19 protein-coding genes are annotated in these 16,431 nt (G+C 30.9%); all 19 read right to left on the reverse strand.

Annotation, left to right across the window (positions count from 1 at the left end; translation table 11 throughout):
- On the reverse strand, positions 1-1,398 hold the full coding sequence (gene atpD, locus AJN69_RS08520) for a F0F1 ATP synthase subunit beta (protein ID WP_002852005.1): 1,398 nt from the start codon (positions 1,396-1,398) through the stop codon (positions 1-3).
- Between the two features lie 24 nt (positions 1,399-1,422).
- The gene (gene atpG / locus AJN69_RS08525) at positions 1,423-2,307 is read right to left on the reverse strand and encodes an ATP synthase F1 subunit gamma (protein WP_002860587.1); all 885 of its coding nucleotides are present in this window, start codon (positions 2,305-2,307) and stop codon (positions 1,423-1,425) included.
- An 8-nt stretch (positions 2,308-2,315) separates the two neighbouring features.
- Positions 2,316-3,821 (reverse strand): F0F1 ATP synthase subunit alpha, encoded by a 1,506-nt coding sequence (gene atpA / locus AJN69_RS08530; RefSeq protein ID WP_002881387.1) that lies wholly within the window; start codon positions 3,819-3,821, stop codon positions 2,316-2,318.
- A gap of 13 nt (positions 3,822-3,834) precedes the next feature.
- A complete protein-coding gene (locus AJN69_RS08535) occupies positions 3,835-4,356 on the reverse strand; it encodes a F0F1 ATP synthase subunit delta (RefSeq protein ID WP_002871100.1) in 522 nt (173 codons plus the stop codon).
- A 2-nt stretch (positions 4,357-4,358) separates the two neighbouring features.
- Positions 4,359-4,871, reverse strand: a complete 513-nt coding sequence (locus AJN69_RS08540) for a F0F1 ATP synthase subunit B (RefSeq protein WP_002881385.1) — start codon at positions 4,869-4,871, stop codon at positions 4,359-4,361.
- A gap of 10 nt (positions 4,872-4,881) precedes the next feature.
- Positions 4,882-5,307 (reverse strand): FoF1 ATP synthase subunit B', encoded by a 426-nt coding sequence (locus AJN69_RS08545; protein ID WP_002873443.1) that lies wholly within the window; start codon positions 5,305-5,307, stop codon positions 4,882-4,884.
- A gap of 60 nt (positions 5,308-5,367) precedes the next feature.
- Complete coding sequence (locus AJN69_RS08550; RefSeq protein ID WP_070274129.1) at positions 5,368-6,204, reverse strand: ParB/RepB/Spo0J family partition protein; 837 nt, start codon at positions 6,202-6,204, stop codon at positions 5,368-5,370.
- Positions 6,205-6,209: 5 nt separating this feature from the next.
- Complete coding sequence (locus tag AJN69_RS08555; RefSeq protein ID WP_002851697.1) at positions 6,210-6,995, reverse strand: ParA family protein; 786 nt, start codon at positions 6,993-6,995, stop codon at positions 6,210-6,212.
- Complete coding sequence (locus AJN69_RS08560) at positions 6,992-7,645, reverse strand: biotin--[acetyl-CoA-carboxylase] ligase (protein WP_002860934.1); 654 nt, start codon at positions 7,643-7,645, stop codon at positions 6,992-6,994. Before AJN69_RS08560 ends, AJN69_RS08555 begins: the two co-directional genes overlap by 4 nt.
- Positions 7,608-8,525: a methionyl-tRNA formyltransferase gene (gene fmt, locus AJN69_RS08565; RefSeq protein WP_002860933.1), complete on the reverse strand. Its 918-nt coding sequence runs from the start codon at positions 8,523-8,525 to the stop codon at positions 7,608-7,610. The genes AJN69_RS08560 and fmt overlap by 38 nt, the downstream gene beginning before the upstream one ends.
- Positions 8,526-8,598: 73 nt before the next feature.
- Positions 8,599-9,354, reverse strand: a complete 756-nt coding sequence (gene proB, locus AJN69_RS08570; protein WP_070252765.1) for a glutamate 5-kinase — start codon at positions 9,352-9,354, stop codon at positions 8,599-8,601.
- 122 nt (positions 9,355-9,476) lie between these two features.
- Complete coding sequence (gene obgE, locus AJN69_RS08575; RefSeq protein ID WP_002860931.1) at positions 9,477-10,514, reverse strand: GTPase ObgE; 1,038 nt, start codon at positions 10,512-10,514, stop codon at positions 9,477-9,479.
- Between the two features lie 106 nt (positions 10,515-10,620).
- Positions 10,621-10,875, reverse strand: a complete 255-nt coding sequence (gene rpmA / locus AJN69_RS08580) for a 50S ribosomal protein L27 (protein WP_002800974.1) — start codon at positions 10,873-10,875, stop codon at positions 10,621-10,623.
- A gap of 10 nt (positions 10,876-10,885) precedes the next feature.
- Positions 10,886-11,194, reverse strand: coding sequence for a 50S ribosomal protein L21 (gene rplU / locus AJN69_RS08585; RefSeq protein WP_002778820.1), 309 nt, complete (start codon positions 11,192-11,194; stop codon positions 10,886-10,888).
- 158 nt (positions 11,195-11,352) lie between these two features.
- Entirely contained in the window at positions 11,353-12,555 is a 1,203-nt protein-coding gene (locus AJN69_RS08590; protein WP_070288080.1) for a CsgG/HfaB family protein, read from the reverse strand.
- A 9-nt stretch (positions 12,556-12,564) separates the two neighbouring features.
- The gene (locus AJN69_RS08595) at positions 12,565-13,902 is read right to left on the reverse strand and encodes a DUF6844 domain-containing protein (protein ID WP_070288081.1); all 1,338 of its coding nucleotides are present in this window, start codon (positions 13,900-13,902) and stop codon (positions 12,565-12,567) included.
- 81 nt (positions 13,903-13,983) lie between these two features.
- Complete coding sequence (gene lpoB, locus AJN69_RS08600; protein WP_002851945.1) at positions 13,984-14,607, reverse strand: penicillin-binding protein activator LpoB; 624 nt, start codon at positions 14,605-14,607, stop codon at positions 13,984-13,986.
- Between the two features lie 23 nt (positions 14,608-14,630).
- A complete protein-coding gene (locus AJN69_RS08605) occupies positions 14,631-14,999 on the reverse strand; it encodes a YcfL family protein (RefSeq protein ID WP_002881373.1) in 369 nt (122 codons plus the stop codon).
- Between the two features lie 9 nt (positions 15,000-15,008).
- Entirely contained in the window at positions 15,009-16,370 is a 1,362-nt protein-coding gene (locus AJN69_RS08610) for a COG3014 family protein (protein WP_070233964.1), read from the reverse strand.
- Positions 16,371-16,431: the final 61 nt, after the last annotated feature.

Here is a 16,431-nt window from a genome sequence, read left to right on the forward strand (position 1 = left end):
TTAACCTTTTAATTTATCCGCTTTTGCAATAGCTTCATCTATATTTCCAACCATATAGAAAGCATTTTCTGGTAAATGATCATATTTACCTTCTAAAATTCCCTTAAATCCTGCTATTGTATCTTCAAGGCTTATATATTTTCCTGGGCTACCTGTGAAAACTTCTGCAACGAAAAATGGTTGTGATAAGAATTTTTCAATCTTTCTTGCTCTTTCAACTACAAGTTTATCCTCTTCGCTAAGCTCATCCATACCTAAAATGGCGATGATATCTTGTAAATCTTTGTATTTTTGAAGCACTGATTGAACACCACGAGCAACTTTATAATGTTCTTCTCCAATGATATTTGGGTCAAGCATTCTTGAAGTTGAGTCAAGTGGGTCAACTGCAGGATAAATACCCTTTTCAGCAATAGCTCTATTTAAAACCGTTGTAGCATCTAAGTGAGCAAAAACAGTTGCTGGAGCTGGGTCGGTTAAGTCATCAGCTGGAACGTAAACAGCTTGAACTGAAGTGATTGAGCCTTTTTTAGTTGAAGTAATTCTTTCTTGGAATTTACCCATTTCACTTGCTAAGGTTGGTTGATAACCCACAGCTGATGGAATTCTTCCTAAAAGTGCTGACATTTCAGAACCTGATTGTGAAAATCTAAAGATATTATCAATAAACATAAGCACATCAAGACCCATTTCATCTCTAAAATACTCAGCCATTGTTAAACCTGTTAAAGCAATACGATTTCTTGCCCCTGGTGGTTCATTCATTTGTCCATAACATAGAGCAACTTTGTCTAAAACATTGCTTTCTTTCATTTCATTATAAAGGTCATTTCCTTCACGAGTTCTCTCACCCACACCTGCAAATACAGAATAGCCACTATGCTTAAATGCAACATTGTGAATAAGCTCCATAATAATAACAGTCTTACCAACACCTGCACCACCAAAAAGACCTACTTTACCACCTTTTGCATAAGGAGCAAGTAAATCCACAACTTTAATCCCTGTTTCAAAAATCTCACTTTTTGTGCTTTGATCTTCAAAAGCTGGTGGATCTCTATGAATCGCCCATTTTTTATCAAAAGAAATTTCTTCACCTTCATCGATCAAATCTCCAGTAACATTGAAAATTCTTCCTAAAACTTTCTCACCAACAGGAACACTAATAGGAGCACCTAAAGCCTCAGCTTTTAAGCCCCTTACCAAACCATCTGTCATATCCATAGCAATAGTTCTAACTCTATTATCTCCTAAATGAGCTGCTACTTCTAAAACAAGTTTATGTTTTTTTCCTTCGCTTTCAAAATTTACAACAATTGCTTCATTAATTTGAGGTAAATAGTCGTTAAAATCTACATCAACAACCGGACCTAATACCTGTGAAATAAATCCTTGCATTATTTATCTTCTCCTTAAAATTTACTATTTCATTGATTCAACACCACTGATAATTTCTATAAGCTCAGTAGTAATAGATTCTTGTCTTGCTTTGTTATAAGCTAAATTTAGTTGTTTCACTCTTGCCTTTGCGTTATTAGTTGCATTATCCATAGCTTGCATTCTTGCGCTATGCTCTGCCGCCAAAGAATCGATTAACGCATAATACATATTATACTCAAAATACGTTTTCATTAAATCTTCTAAAAGCTCAGTTCCTTCCGGTTCAAGCTCTAAAAGAGAATTATGAGTCTGTTCAATACTCTTTGGTTCAACTGGAATAAGATGATTAATTTTAAGTTCTTGGGTAATCATATTTTTATAACCATTATGAACTAAAATCACTTCATCTGTATTTCCATTTAAAAAATCATCTACAGCAGCATGAATTACTTCACATGCTTTCTCATAGTCAGGACTAGAACTAAGATGGAAATATTTCTCTAACAATTCTATTTTTTGAAAATTAAAATATTCAATCCCAGTTTTACCTATAGCTCTAAGACGAATATTAATATTTTTTGCTTCATATTCTTTTAGCATTTCACTTACTGTTTTTAAAGTCTTAATATTAAAACCACCGCATAAGCCTTTATCTGCAGTGATAAATATTAAATCTACGGTTTTAATTTGTTCTTTTTTATGAAACAAAGATAAACGCACATCATCTTCATTGTGAACAATTTTATTGATCTGAAATGAAATTTCACTCAAAATTTCATCGATTTTTTGTGCATAAATTTTTGATCTTTTAGCTGCTTCTTCTGCTTTTTTTAACTTAGCAGTAGAAACTAGCTTCATAGCATTTGTAGTCTTTTGAGTGTTATGAACACTTTTAATTTTTCTTTTAATTTCTTTTAAATTAGACATAAAAGACCTTATAAATGATTTGCTTTAAACTCATTAATGGCTTTAGCTAGTTTTTCTTCCAAATCAGAATCTAAAGCTTTTTTAGAGCGAATTTGCTCAAAAATATCTGGATGTTTTGCCTCAATAAAAGGATAAATTCCATCTTCAAATTCCTTAATTCTAGAAACAGCAATATCATCTAAGAAACCTTTGGTTCCTGCAAAAATTAAAACTACTTGTTTTTCAACGCTAAGCGGAGAATAAGGTGGTTGTTTTAAGAGTTCAACCATTCTTTGTCCACGTTCAAGTTGTTTTCTACTTGCCTCATCTAAATCACTAGCAAATTGTGCAAAAGCTTGAAGCTCTCTATATTGAGCAAGGTCAAGTCTTAATGTGCCTGAAACTTGTTTTGTAGCTTTAATTTGAGCAGCCCCACCTACACGAGATACTGATAAACCAACATTAATTGCAGGACGAATTCCTGAGTTAAATAAATCAGTTTCTAAGAAAATTTGTCCATCTGTAATTGAAATAACATTAGTTGGAATATAAGCAGAAACATCTCCTGCTTGTGTTTCAATTATCGGCAATGCCGTCAAAGAACCAGCACCTAATTCATCATTTAGCTTGCTTGCTCTTTCAAGCAATCTTGAATGAAGGTAAAAAACATCGCCTGGATAAGCTTCACGACCTGGAGGACGACGTAAAATCAAAGACATTTCGCGATAAGCTACAGCATGCTTGCTCAAATCATCATAAACAATTAAAGCATGTTTTGCGTTGTCTCTAAAAAATTCACCCATGGTTACGCCAGTATATGGAGCTAAGTACTGTAAAGCCGCAGGATCTGAAGCGCCGGCATTTACAACAATGGTATATTCCATAGCACCATGTTCTTCTAGTCTTTTAACCACTTGTGCCACTGTACTTTGCTTTTGACCAATTGCAACATATATACAGATAACTCCTTGACCTCTTTGAGATATAATAGTATCAACAGCAACAGTAGTTTTACCTGTTTGTCTATCACCTATGATAAGCTCTCTTTGACCACGACCAATTGGCACAAGCGCATCAATAGCTTTAATTCCTGTATGTAAAGGCTCATGAACACTTTTTCTCGCCATAATACCTTTTGCTTTTTCTTCAACAAAACGATATTCATTAGCATTGATCACACCTTTAGCATCAATTGGCTCACCTAAAGCATTTACAACACGGCCAATCAAAGCCTCACCTACTGGAACTTTAAGTAATTTCTTAAGTCTTTTTACAGAAGCACCTTCTTTTAAACCTTCTCCTTTTCCAAGTATAACAATACCTACACTCGACTCTTCAAGGTTTAAGGCCATTCCTTTATCACCATTTTCAAACTCTACCATTTCTCCAGCCATAATATTCTTAAGTCCATATACCTTAGCAACACCATCAGCTATAGAAATAATCTTTCCTGTTTCTTCAATTTCAAGATTTAAATCAAAATTTTCAATTCTTTCTTTGATTATTGAACTGATCTCATCAGCTTTAAATTTCATTTACTTTTTCTCCTTAGATAATTTTCAATATATATTCATTTAGCTTATTTTGAAGAGCTTTCATAGAAAAAGAAAGTTCATAACCTAATTCTTCCAATTCTATTTTAATGCTATCATCTTGACTGATTTTATTATTTAATTTAATATTTGCATTAAATTTTTTGTTAAGTTTTACTTCAAGATCTTTAAGATTTTCTTGATTTAATTTTTCTTTAGAATATACAATACCAACAAAAATATTTTCTTTAAAAGCTTTTTGTCTTTCAAGTTCTTTAACTATTTGAGGAATGCATTCTAATCTTGAATTTTCAATCAAAAGTCTTAAAAAATTTTGAAAACTAGAATTTTTAATATCAAAAAAAGAATCAAGAAATTCCATTTTTCTTTCTTTTTTAATCTCATTAGATTCTATAATATTTTTAAATTTTGGCAAAACAAAAGCAGAATTTAAAATACACAAATTCTGATAAAAATCATTTATATCAGCTCTTGAAGCTATCGCTTTTGCATATCTTCTTGCAATTATATTCTCCATATTTAAGATACCTTCTTCATCATAAGTTCTATTATTTCACTCTGTTTTAATGTCATATTTGGATCAGAAAAAATTTCGTTTAAAGTATTTGATACTAATTCTTTTTCCATTTTTCTAAATTCATAATCTTTCTGTTCCTCGAAATGTTTTTGAAGTAAATCCAACTCATCTTGAGTTTCTTTCTTAATATTTTGAACTAAGATTTCAGCTTCTTTTTTTGCTGTAACTAAAGCAGCAGCAGCATTTGCTTTCGCTTCTTCAAGTTTTTTCATCGTATCTAATTTCTTAGCTTTACTTTCTAAAAGTTTTTTTTGAATTTCATCAAGCTTAGAAGAAATTTTTACAATACGGTTTTTGTAAAAATTTTTAAATGGAGTTGCAACAAAATAATACAATATAGCCACAAAAATTAGAAAATTAATAGTCCTTGGAATAATATCATATTCTCCACTACCATTTGATGCACCAAAAGCATACAAAGGTAGCAAAAATATAATAAATAATAACTTACTCATTTCTCTCCTCTTAAATTTTCTTTATGTTATTTTGCAAAGCTTGCTTAAGCTCAGGTAAATGTATGTTTAAATGTTCTTGTAACTCTTTTTTTTGAATAGCTAAATCTGCATAAAAGCTGGCCATTTTTCTTTCTAATTCTTCTTTCTTGCTTCTAAGAATTTGCTCTGCCTCTTCTTTAGCAGCAGCTATAGCACTTTGTTTGATTTTTTGAATTTCTTCTCTAGTGTTAATATGAATAACTTCTAATTCATCATTCACACATAAAACTTCTTGAGAATTTTCTTTTACTTTATTCTCATCATTTTTTATAGAATCATTTCTTTCATCCATAAATTTTAAAAGCGGCTTATACAGCATACTATTTAAAATAACTATCATAGCTAAAAAAATAGCCATAGTAGCAAGCATTATGGAAGGATGCATATCTTCAAACATAATTCTCCTTGGTTAGAATTTTTGAAGGACTATTCTACCATAAAAAAGCTAAGATTTTGGTTAAAACTTTTCAAGCATTTTGATTAATTTTTTAATTTTATCAATATTTTCTAAATGAATTACAAAATCATTATTTTTATTTTTGCAGTCAAATCCAAAGCGATTTAGTATGTGTTTTAATTTCTTTATTTCATCTTCAAATTCTTGATTAGGTAAGCTTTCATTATTTTTTATTTTTTTAACTATTTTTTCGGTATCTCTAACATTAAGTTTTTGACCTATTATACTATCAACCAACATTTTTTCATCTTTTTGATCTAAACCAACCAAAACTTTAGCATGACCCTGAGAAATTTTTCCAGAAGCAATCAACTCTTGAGTTCTAATGTCTAAATTCAGAAGTCTTAAAGTATTTGTTATTTGAGTACGAGACTTATGAATAAGTTCTGCTAAATTCTCTTGAGTAATTTTATGAACTTGCATCAAATCCTTATAAGAATTAGCAAGCTCAATAGGGTTTAAATTCTCTCTTTGTATATTTTCAATAAGAGCCAATTCTCTAAGCTTATTCTCATCAATATCAGCAATAAAAGCTAGAATTTCTTTTTTTCCTAATGCTTTCACCGCTCTTAAGCGACGTTCTCCAGCAATTAAAATAAATTTACTATTTTTTTTAAATACAATAATAGGCTGAATAAGTCCAAATTCTTTGATAGAATTAGCAAGCTCATCTAAAGCTTCTTGATCAAAATTCTTTCTTGGCTGAAATGGATTGGGTAAAATTTGATCAATTTCTATCATAGTGCTTTGATTTTTATCAAAACCCAATTCTTTACTATAAACAGTATCCATATCACTAATTAAACTGCTTAAACCCCTATCTTTATTTAACCCCATTATAATTATCCTAATATAGAATACGCCAAATTTTGATAAGCAACAGAACCTGGTGATTTAATATCATAAAGAATTATAGGCTTTCCAAAACTTGGACTTTCTGCAAGTTTTACATTGCGAGGGATCACAATAAAGTCATCTTCATTTCCATTAATAGTAAAAAGTTGTTTTTTAAAATTTTGTTTCAAATCATCTACAACATCTTTAGAAAGATTATTTTGAGAGCTATACATTGTCGGTAAAAATCCACGAACCCTGAGTTTAGAATTAATAGTTTTTTTGATAATTTTAATTGTATTTAAAACCATAGCTACACCCTCAAGCGCATAAAATTCACACTGTATAGGGATAATTACACTATCGCTTGCTGCAAAAGCATTTATAGTAATACTTCCAAGAGCAGGTGGAGAATCAATAATAATAAAATCATACTCATCAATCACTTCTTGAATTTGATTTTTAAGCAGCATTTTTTTCTCATTATTTTCACCTTTAGCAAGCTCTTGTTCTATACCTACAAGACCTATATTTGAAGGAGCTAAATGAAGTTGTGGCAATTCTGTTTTTAAAATAATATCTGAAAGCTTTTTTCTTCCTATAAAAACATGGTAAATATTATACTCATAATTATTACGATTAAAACCAAGTCCTGTAGTCGCATTAGCTTGCGGATCAACATCAATCAAAAGTACTTTTTTCTCAGCCACAGCTAAAGAAGCGGCTAAATTTACTGCTGTTGTAGTCTTTCCTACTCCACCTTTTTGGTTTGCTATTGTAATAATTTCGCTCATCTTAAACTATACACCCTTTTATCACCTAGTAAAATTGAACCATCTTCATACAAAAAAGAATTTTCAAGTGAAAAAACTTTACCTTCATGATGGACGCTAAATTTTCTTGATTTTTCGAATTCTAACATATACTTGCTAAAAATATTCTTCCATAAAAATTTTTTTTCTACTTTTTGCAAAAACTCACTCACTAAATCTTTAAGCGAAATTTCTATATCGCATAAAGCTGTATTTTGAGGTGAAAATTTCAGATTTAAACCCATACCGCCTATGATAAAATTTGAAATTTTAGCACTTATAACCCCTCCAGCTTTTTTATCATCTAAATATAGATCGTTAGGCCATTTAAGCCAAATTTTAGAACCTTTTTCTTGTAAAACTTCTTTAAGTAAATAAGCAAAATAAATGCTCACAGAGGCCAAAGGTAAATCTTTTGGTAAATCTTCTTCTTTAATACAAAAAGAAAGATGTAAATTTCCTTTAGAGCTTTGCCAAGAATTTTCCCTGCTTCCAACTCCATTTGTTTGTTCTAAAGCATAAATAGCAAAATTTCCATCAATCTTTCCATTGCGTATTTGCTCGCATAAAAAAAGATGAGTTGAGTCTATACTTTCAACACAAACTATCTTCACTTTTAAGCCTTTTTCCATTTAAATAAGTCCTACCATCAAGAACTTTTTTTCCACTTTCTTGAAGTTTTTTAATACGCAAAACTCCTTGTTTGCAAGCAAGCAAAAAACTTTCTTTTTCTAATTCTAAAATTTCACCCATCCTAGCATTTTGTTTTAATTCATCCACAAGTTCAAGTTCTAAGAATTTAAGTCCATTTTCCAAAAAAACTCCAGGCCAAGGAGTAAAAGCTAGATATTTTTGATAAAGTTCTCTTGCATTTTGCAAATTTATAAGTCCATCTTCTTTTTTGATTTTTCTACAAAGTGTTGCTAGACTTTCCTCTTGTTTTTTAGGGGTGATTTTATCGAAATTTAAAAGAGTAGAGAGGATGAGCTTAGCGGCCAAATTTGCTAAAAGTTCAAAAACTTCACTTGAATTTTTATCTTTTATATCACATTCTAAGCTTTCAAGTATAGCACCTGTGTCAAGCCCTTCTTCCATCAGCATGGTGCAAACTCCACTTTTTTCATCTTTGTTTAAAATTGCACTTTGGATCGGACTGGCACCACGGTATTTTGGAAGTAAAGAAGCGTGCAAATTCACACAAGGTGCTAAATCCAAAATGGCTTTAGGTAAAATTTTTCCATAGGCAGCAACCACGATAAAATCAGGATTTAAATCCTTAATCTCTCTTATAATATTTTCATCTTTTAAAGAACTTGGAGTAAAAATAGGAATACTAGGATAATTTTGACTTAAAAAAGCCTTAGTATCACTTGGAGTTAAAATTTGCTTTCTACCTACAGCTTTATCAGGCTGGGTAAAAAGTGCTACGAGTTTAAAATTTTCATTTTCTACTAGTGCTTTTAAAATACAAGTTGCATAAGATGGAGTACCCATAAAAATAATTTTTTTCATTTTTTCGCTTTGTGTGAAATTAAAAGTTTTAATTATAACTTATTTGATTTTAAAAGAGAATTTAATAAATTAATCACTCAAACAAAGTTCCACCTATTTGTTTATCTTCTAATAAAAATGTCTTTGCCACACTTAAATCAAAGCCACTTGCTAAAAACATTTTTTTATTGTGTTCAAGTAAAAATTTAGCTGCTTTAAGTTTGGTTACTATACCGCCTGTTCCGTGTTCACTGCCTGTTTTTATGGTTGCTTGTAGCCATTCTTCTTTGATATGAGTGATTTTTTCTAAACGCTTTGCATCACTAAATTCGCTAGGATTTTTATCGTAAAATCCATCAATATCGCTTAAAATCACAAGCAAATCCGCATCAAAAAAATGCGCAGCATAAGCACTTAAGCTATCATTATCACCAAAGACAATTTCTTCTATAGCTGTAGCGTCATTTTCATTGATAATAGGTAAAATTCCTAAATTTATCATCATATCGATAGCATTTTTTGCGTGTTTGGTAGCTTTTCTAGAGTCAAAATCCTTACCTGTAAGTAAAATTTGTCCACCTAGTTTATTAAATTTGGCTAAAAGCTCGTTATAAACACTGATTAAAAAAGGTTGTCCAATAGCGGCTAAAACTTGTTTATTAATGAGGTTTTTTCTATCGATATCTAGTTTGGTGTGTCCTGCTGAAATAGCCGCTGAAGTTACTAAAATCACTTCATATTTTTCCATGAGTTTAGCTAAAAATGCGACTAAATTTTTAAGACGCTCAAAACTTAAAGTGTTTTCTTCGCTAATCACATGAGAACCCACTTTAACAACTATTCTTTTCATGCTTATTCCTTGAAAAATTTTTATAATTTTAGCCAAAATTTCATATAAACTAGTTATTTTTTGAAAAAATAGGGAGTGTTTGAAATTTTTAATATAAAACACTTCCTAGATTGTTAAAATTTTTATTTGTTATTTCTTAAAGTTTTAATTTCTTCTAAAAGCATGAATTTAAGTTCTTTAAGTCCTGTTTTTTCAAGGCTTGAGACTTTGATTAAAAAGCTTTGCGGATTATTTATTTCTTTGAGATAATTTTCTAACTCATTAATGTTTAAAGCAATTTGCTCGGCAAATTCTTCTCCTAAATTAACACTATCACTTTTTGAAATCATGATGCCAAATTTACGCCCAAAAAGTTCATTGGAAAATTTTTCAAGTTCTTTTCTTAGTACTATAAATTGTTCTTTTAAAGGCATTTCTCTCATAGGATCAAGCACGAAAAGTAAAAAGCTCGTTCTTTCTATGTGCTTTAAAAAGGCAAGTCCTAAGCCTTTACCCCCACTTGCTCCTTCGATAATCCCTGGAATATCAGCCATAACAAAGGAATTATACTCATCTACATCTACGAGTCCAAGTTTTGGAGTAAGGGTGGTAAATTCATAATTTGCAATTTCAGGTTTTGCATTTGAAACAACGCTTATAAGAGTAGATTTTCCCACATTTGGAAAGCCCACAAGCCCTACATCGGCAATAAGTTTAAGTTCAAGTCTAACTAAGCGACTTTCTCCTTTTATACCAGGTTGTGCGTAATCGGGGCGTTGATTAGTGGCGTGTTTAAAATGAGTGTTGCCAAGTCCACCTTTTCCACCTTTTAAAAAAAGCTCTTTTTGTCCTTCTTTGGTAAGATCGAGTAAAATTTCATTAGTTTGTGCATCGATAACTTGCGTTCCTTCGGGCACTATAAGTTCTAAATTTTCACCCTTTTTGCCATTTTTATTGCGTCCCATTCCACCAGCACCATTTTGTGCGCGTAATTCTCTTTTACCTTTGAAATTTACAAGAGTGTGGGTATTATTATCACATACGAAAATAATATCGCCACCATTTCCACCATCGCCTCCATCAGGGCCACCAAGTGGAACATGTTTTTCACGGCGAAAACTTACAGCACCTTTACCACCATCGCCTGAAGCTAAAGTAATTTTAACACTATCAATAAACATTTAAATTGCCTTTGACTTTAAATTTATAAAGCTAAATTTGAGTAAATAAAAGAAGTTAAATTTATAAATTTAAAGTTTTCGAGACGCTAAAAAGCGTCCTAAAAACTTATGCAGGATATACAGAAACTTTTTTTCTGTCTTTGTCTTTTCTTTCGAATTTTACAAAACCATCAATCAAAGCAAAGATAGTATGATCTTTTCCCATACCTACATTGTTACCTGCATGAGTTGCAGTTCCTCTTTGGCGGATGATGATATTTCCAGCTCTAACAAACTCGCCACCAAATTTTTTAACACCTAAACGACGACCTATAGAATCGCGGTTATTTTGAGTTGAACCTTGACCTTTCTTGTGTGCCATTCTTTACTCCTTAAGCTTTGATATCTTTTACTACAACGCGAGTAAATTGTCTTCTAAAACCGCGTTTGAGTTTAGAATCTTTTCTGCGTCTTTTTTTGTAAATCACAACTTTTTTATCTTTTCCGTGATTGATCACTTCCAAAACAACTTTTGCACCTGCTACGAAAGGCGCACCTACCTTTAATTCTTTATCATTGATAGCAAGAACTTCGCTTACTTCAATACTTGCTTTGCTTTCAGCTTCAAAGTGATCTAGTTTTAGCTCATCGCCAACACTTACTTTGTATTGCTTTCCGCTGTGTTTGATAATAGCATACATTGCTTTTCCTTATAAATTGGTAGCACCATAAAGCACCGCAATAACGGATTTAAAAGCTTTAGTGGTTTAATAAAGTTTTGATTTTACAAAATTTTTCTTTAATTTTTGATGAATTTAAGAAAGAGTTTAGAGTTTGAGAAAAATCAAACTCTAAAAATTTAAAAGCCTAGATTTACTCCGCCACCTTCTTGAGTTTCATAATTTGCATCACGACCTATAATATAACCATTTCCACTATTGCTACCAATTAAAGGTCTACAAATATCGCCTACTTTTACACTACCTTTTGTGATTTTTGCATAAGAAAGTTTAGGGCTTGTGCGAGTGATTTCAATACTTCCTGTTTTGCTTTCTACTCTTCCTGTATTTTCTTTTGTATAAGCATCTTTTATAACCTTCCCAAGAGTAAAACATTCATAAATATCACCTTGATTTAAGCTTTGAGAAAATACTACTTCATTGTTTTCAACGCTTGCAACTTTCAAAGGATAAATTGCATTTAAAATATCTCCTGCAATACGATTTGCAATTTGTTTGAGTGCGGTTTCATTGGCACTAAGACTATTGTCTTTAAGATTGACTTTCATACTTAAAGTATTAGAAAATTTAATTTGTCTTGTAGCAAATAAAAGCACACGATAATCTACGATAACTTCAATTTCAGTTTTGCTTTTTCCTGTTAAATTGCTTGTTTTTTGTTTACCTTCAAGTCCTGAAATAGAAAACAATAAAATATAATCTGTTGCTAACACATTTTTAAGTTTATAAACTTCATCGCTAGCTGCGTCGCCACTTTTGATTAAAGCTTTTTCCATTTCATAATAGCCACTAGAATCACGGTCTAAAACATTAAATTTACGACTTTGCAATAAATCAGAAATGATTTTTTGTTGCAAAGCTGAGCCTATACCTCTTTTTGCAGCATCTGGAGTAGAATCAAAAACAGTAATACTTCTTCTATTATCTGCGCTTAAACCTGGAGCTTGATACTTTTTTGTTGTTGTGGTTTTAAAAATCGTTACATTGGCTGTATATTTACCATTTGCATCTTGTTCAACACTATTGATTTCATAAGTATCAGCTCTACCTTTGGTGGCTTTTGAAATTTGCTCGCTGTAATTATCTTGTATGTTTGAACCTGAATTATCAGTTGAAACGCTAGTGTTAGATTTCTTAAGAGAATTGATGCTTACTCCGCTCATTTTTCCTATAGCTTCTATAATGGCATTGTTTATCGCATCTTCCCTAGTCAAGCCTGTGCCTTCGCCTGTGCTTGATTTTGTTGAAGTTGTGGTTATAACTTTAGCATTAAGACTTAGACTTAAAAATAAGCCTAAAAAAAGAATTTTAATTATTTTCATCTTTTACCTTTAAAAATCATCCATGCTATTTACAACATTAGAGCTTCTTTGTATGCTAGAAGATTTTTTAGCTTCATTTTTTGTTGTATTTGACTTTGAATTTAAAGCCTCATTTGTGTTAGCTAAATTTTCATAAGAATAAAATCTCACAGCTCCTACATGTTCAATACCATTTTCAATTGTATAGCTCCATTTTTTAAGAGTACGAATACCACGAATTTTACCGCTTGCACTTGCTTTTATTTTACTATTTACTTTATCAATAATATTTGTTATGTTTTGAGTTTGTTCTTGAGTGGAACTATCATTAACATTAATACTTTGTTTGATAATTTCCTCGTAAGTATCACCAGTTGTTTTTTCATCTTTAAGACTTAAATTTGTATTAATAAACTCTATAATAGCAGCATCAGCCATAGCAAGTGCTGTTTCTTTGGCTCTATCTTCTAAAATATTTGTTTTTTTAGCATTGCTAGAATCTGCTACATAACCCCAGTTTCCATAACTTAAAATAATAGGCGCACCATTTTCATCATAAACTAAGCGAATTCCATATTCATTTAAAAAACCTTTTGTATCTTTTGGCAGATACTCACTTATTGCTTTGCCTTTACCCTTAATAGCACTCTGTCTTGCTAGTGCCATATCTTTTGCTAATTGGCGAGTTTTATTGGAAATAACAGCAATAACACCTACATCATACTCACCTCTTCTTTGTGTAACTATAGTTTGCACAGGAACAAGTCCACTCATAGAACCTATGGCATTTGTCATAGTTTTATTAAGAAATTCTTGCTTTAATAAAGTCTTTTTTCTGTCTTCGCTTAAAGAATTTGTATCTATACCTAAATCTTTTAATGCCTTATCAAGCTGAGCACCAGCTAATTGTGTAAGTTTATTTAAAATTTGATCAACCTTATCACCTTTTGGCAATTCATCAAATTCTTTAGCATTAGTAGAATTATCTGCTTCATAATTTTGAATCCTGCTTGTAGCAATTCTTCCAAAAGCATCTCTTATAAATTCGCTTTGTAAATTTAACATTGCTTTTTGGTAAGCATTTTGTAAAGCTTGTGCAAATTGTGGATCAGTATCATTTACAGCAACAGTACTTTTTCCCGTATAAAAAGTTTTTCCATCTTTGGTTATACCATATTCTATACCGAAATTATCGGCAAATTCTTCAAAAAAATCTTCAATTGATTTTGGGGTAATATCCTTAGTACTTGCGTCAGACATTTCATTTTGAGTATTTATATCTTGTTGTGTAATTTCTACAGGCTGGGAACCTTGTGCATAAAGTAAACTTGCCATAACTAAAAAGCCGATAAATAATATTTTTTTCATTTCGTATCCTTTTAAAAATGATAAAAAAAGCCCAAGCTAAACACTTGAGCTAAAAATTTTATTCATAAATTAATTTTTATTTTACCAAGTAACTGATTTACTAGAACCGGTTTTATCAATAGTTTGTTCATCTTCCCAATAAACTAAACCTGATGTTAAATCAGTAAGTCTTAGTAAGAAAAAGTATTCTACTTGAGTTTTACCATTGCTAAGTTTTACATTATCTTGTCTAATTTTACCCGCAAGAGAAAAATCAGGCGATACCAATGTACCCTTTTTTGCTATGGTTTTTTGATTAAACTCATCATTATCTCTTAACTCTCTTACATCTTCACTCATGCTATCAAGCGCTCCGCCTGCAGCAACTGCCGAAGTTAGAACAAATTTACCTGATTTTCTTAATGCAGAAGTGATTTTTGCAGTGAGTTTTTCAGTATCGATTCTTTGCGGGGTATCATTTACAACCCTACCAATAGCAATAACCTTTCTTGTACCTGGTTTAATATTTGCAAAAGCAGGATCGCTTAACATACTATTTATCATAGTTTCAGCTGCACTTTCAAAATCTTGTCTATCAAGACCCAAGGTTAAAGCATCGCCTTTTTTTACCTGACTTGCCTTTCCATCTGTATAAGCTGTTTGCGCACAACCACTAAAAAGCAAAGCTCCAATAAGAGCTGTTCCTAAAATTTTTGTTTTTTTCATGATTTATCCTTCCTAAAATGAGATTAATTTTTTGCTTTAATTTCTAATCTAAAATCCTTCGCTCTTGTATCAGATGCAAGTTTACGAAGAATTACCTCTTGTCCTGCTGGAATTCTAAGGGCTTGATAATCCTCATTTAAAACATCTCTTAGCACAAAACCATCTTTATCTAACCAATCTACTTTATAAATTACATCTTTAGCAAAAGTACTGCGTAAAATCACTTCAAATTCTAAATAACCATTGCTATTTATACGCTTTTGAAATTGTTTTACTAAACTTTTTGGTAAATTTGAACCTAAAATTACAGTATTTTGATTTGAATTTATTTGATAACTTGGTGCACAAGCACTAAGTAAAAACATTAAAATAAATAAAATAATTTTTTTCATCTTTTAGCCTTATTTTTCCATGATAGCAACACTTGCAGGTAAATACGGAGCAAAAGAACGCACTACAACAAGAGCATTTTTATTTTTATCCAATGATTTTTGAAACAAAATATTGCCTTGTGGATCTTTGATTTCTAAATTTCCGTCGTTTTCTATTGTTGCTATGGCAATACTTTTTGGTAAACCTCTCCAAGAACGCACATCAGCTTTGTTGGTTGCAGCAGTTGCTACTGCTGTTGCAAGACTTAGCCATCCACCTGTAGAGTCATTATTTGCAACAGCTACATTTAAAGTGGTTTTAATTATAGTTTGAGCTAAGGCTTTAGCAATCATTGCAGGCATATTTATTTTAAATTCAGTAGCGACAATATTGTCTAAATCTACAAAATCATTTGTATTTTGACCATTTATATTTAAATTTGCAAAAGAAGCTTCCCTTTTTTTCAAGGTTTGTAAAGCAATATTTGTGCTAATAATTTTTTTATCCACTATAAAAGGTAAGGTTAAAGCAAATTCATCCTTAACTACACCAAATCCATTTTCATAAACTACAAAAACATATTTTTTAGCTTTTTTGACTTTTATTTTTGTGGCATATTCTTTAAAAATTTTAGCCTCTTTTTTGATAGTTTTATTTTTTGGATAAATAATAGCTACTTCTCTAAATAAATCTGCAGCTTTTCTATAATCTTTATCCATAAAGAAAAATATTGAAGCAAGATAAGTCGCATAAGGATTTATGAAATTTTTTGTTGTATCAAACTCTTTAAATAAGTTATCGTATTGTGCTTCTATAACTTTTGAGTTTTCATTCATATTTTTATCATAATTTTTATCTTCTTTTGCCTTATCTAAATCAGCACGATTTTTCTCAATTTCTTTAGCAAAATATTCTTTTGCCTTATCTTGACGCATTAAAGCACGATTAAACTCAACTCTTGCATTTTCATAATCATCTTCTTCCATATAGTTTAGAGCTTTATATATATTAACCATAATTCTTTCATATAAAGAACCATCATAATCAACTATAGTATCATTAAGCAAGGTTGTACCAACAAATTTAGCTGCTTTAGAGCCTACATTTTCTAAATCCACATCATATTTATAAGATTCTTCCACAGCATCAAAAAATACATTACTTTTGTTAAAATCACCACAATTTCTAGCAATCAAACCTGCATTTAATCCTGTATAAATGACATCATCATTTTTTTTAATTTTTTCTAAATTTTGATTGAAAAAATCATCACCACAATATTTTTGTGTTAAAGCATTTTCAAATGTTGTATTTTGTTTAACCTGATTAACACAAGCTGTTAAAAAAAGGCAAACAATACCTGAAAAAATCAACCCAACTTTTATCTTCATTAAATTCCTTTCTTAAAGAAAATTAAAAATGAATATTATAGCGTAGTATATACTTAAAAAC

This window comes from Campylobacter sp. BCW_4338 (genome assembly GCF_001763255.1).
GTDB classification, from domain to species: Bacteria; Campylobacterota; Campylobacteria; order Campylobacterales; family Campylobacteraceae; genus Campylobacter_D; species Campylobacter_D jejuni.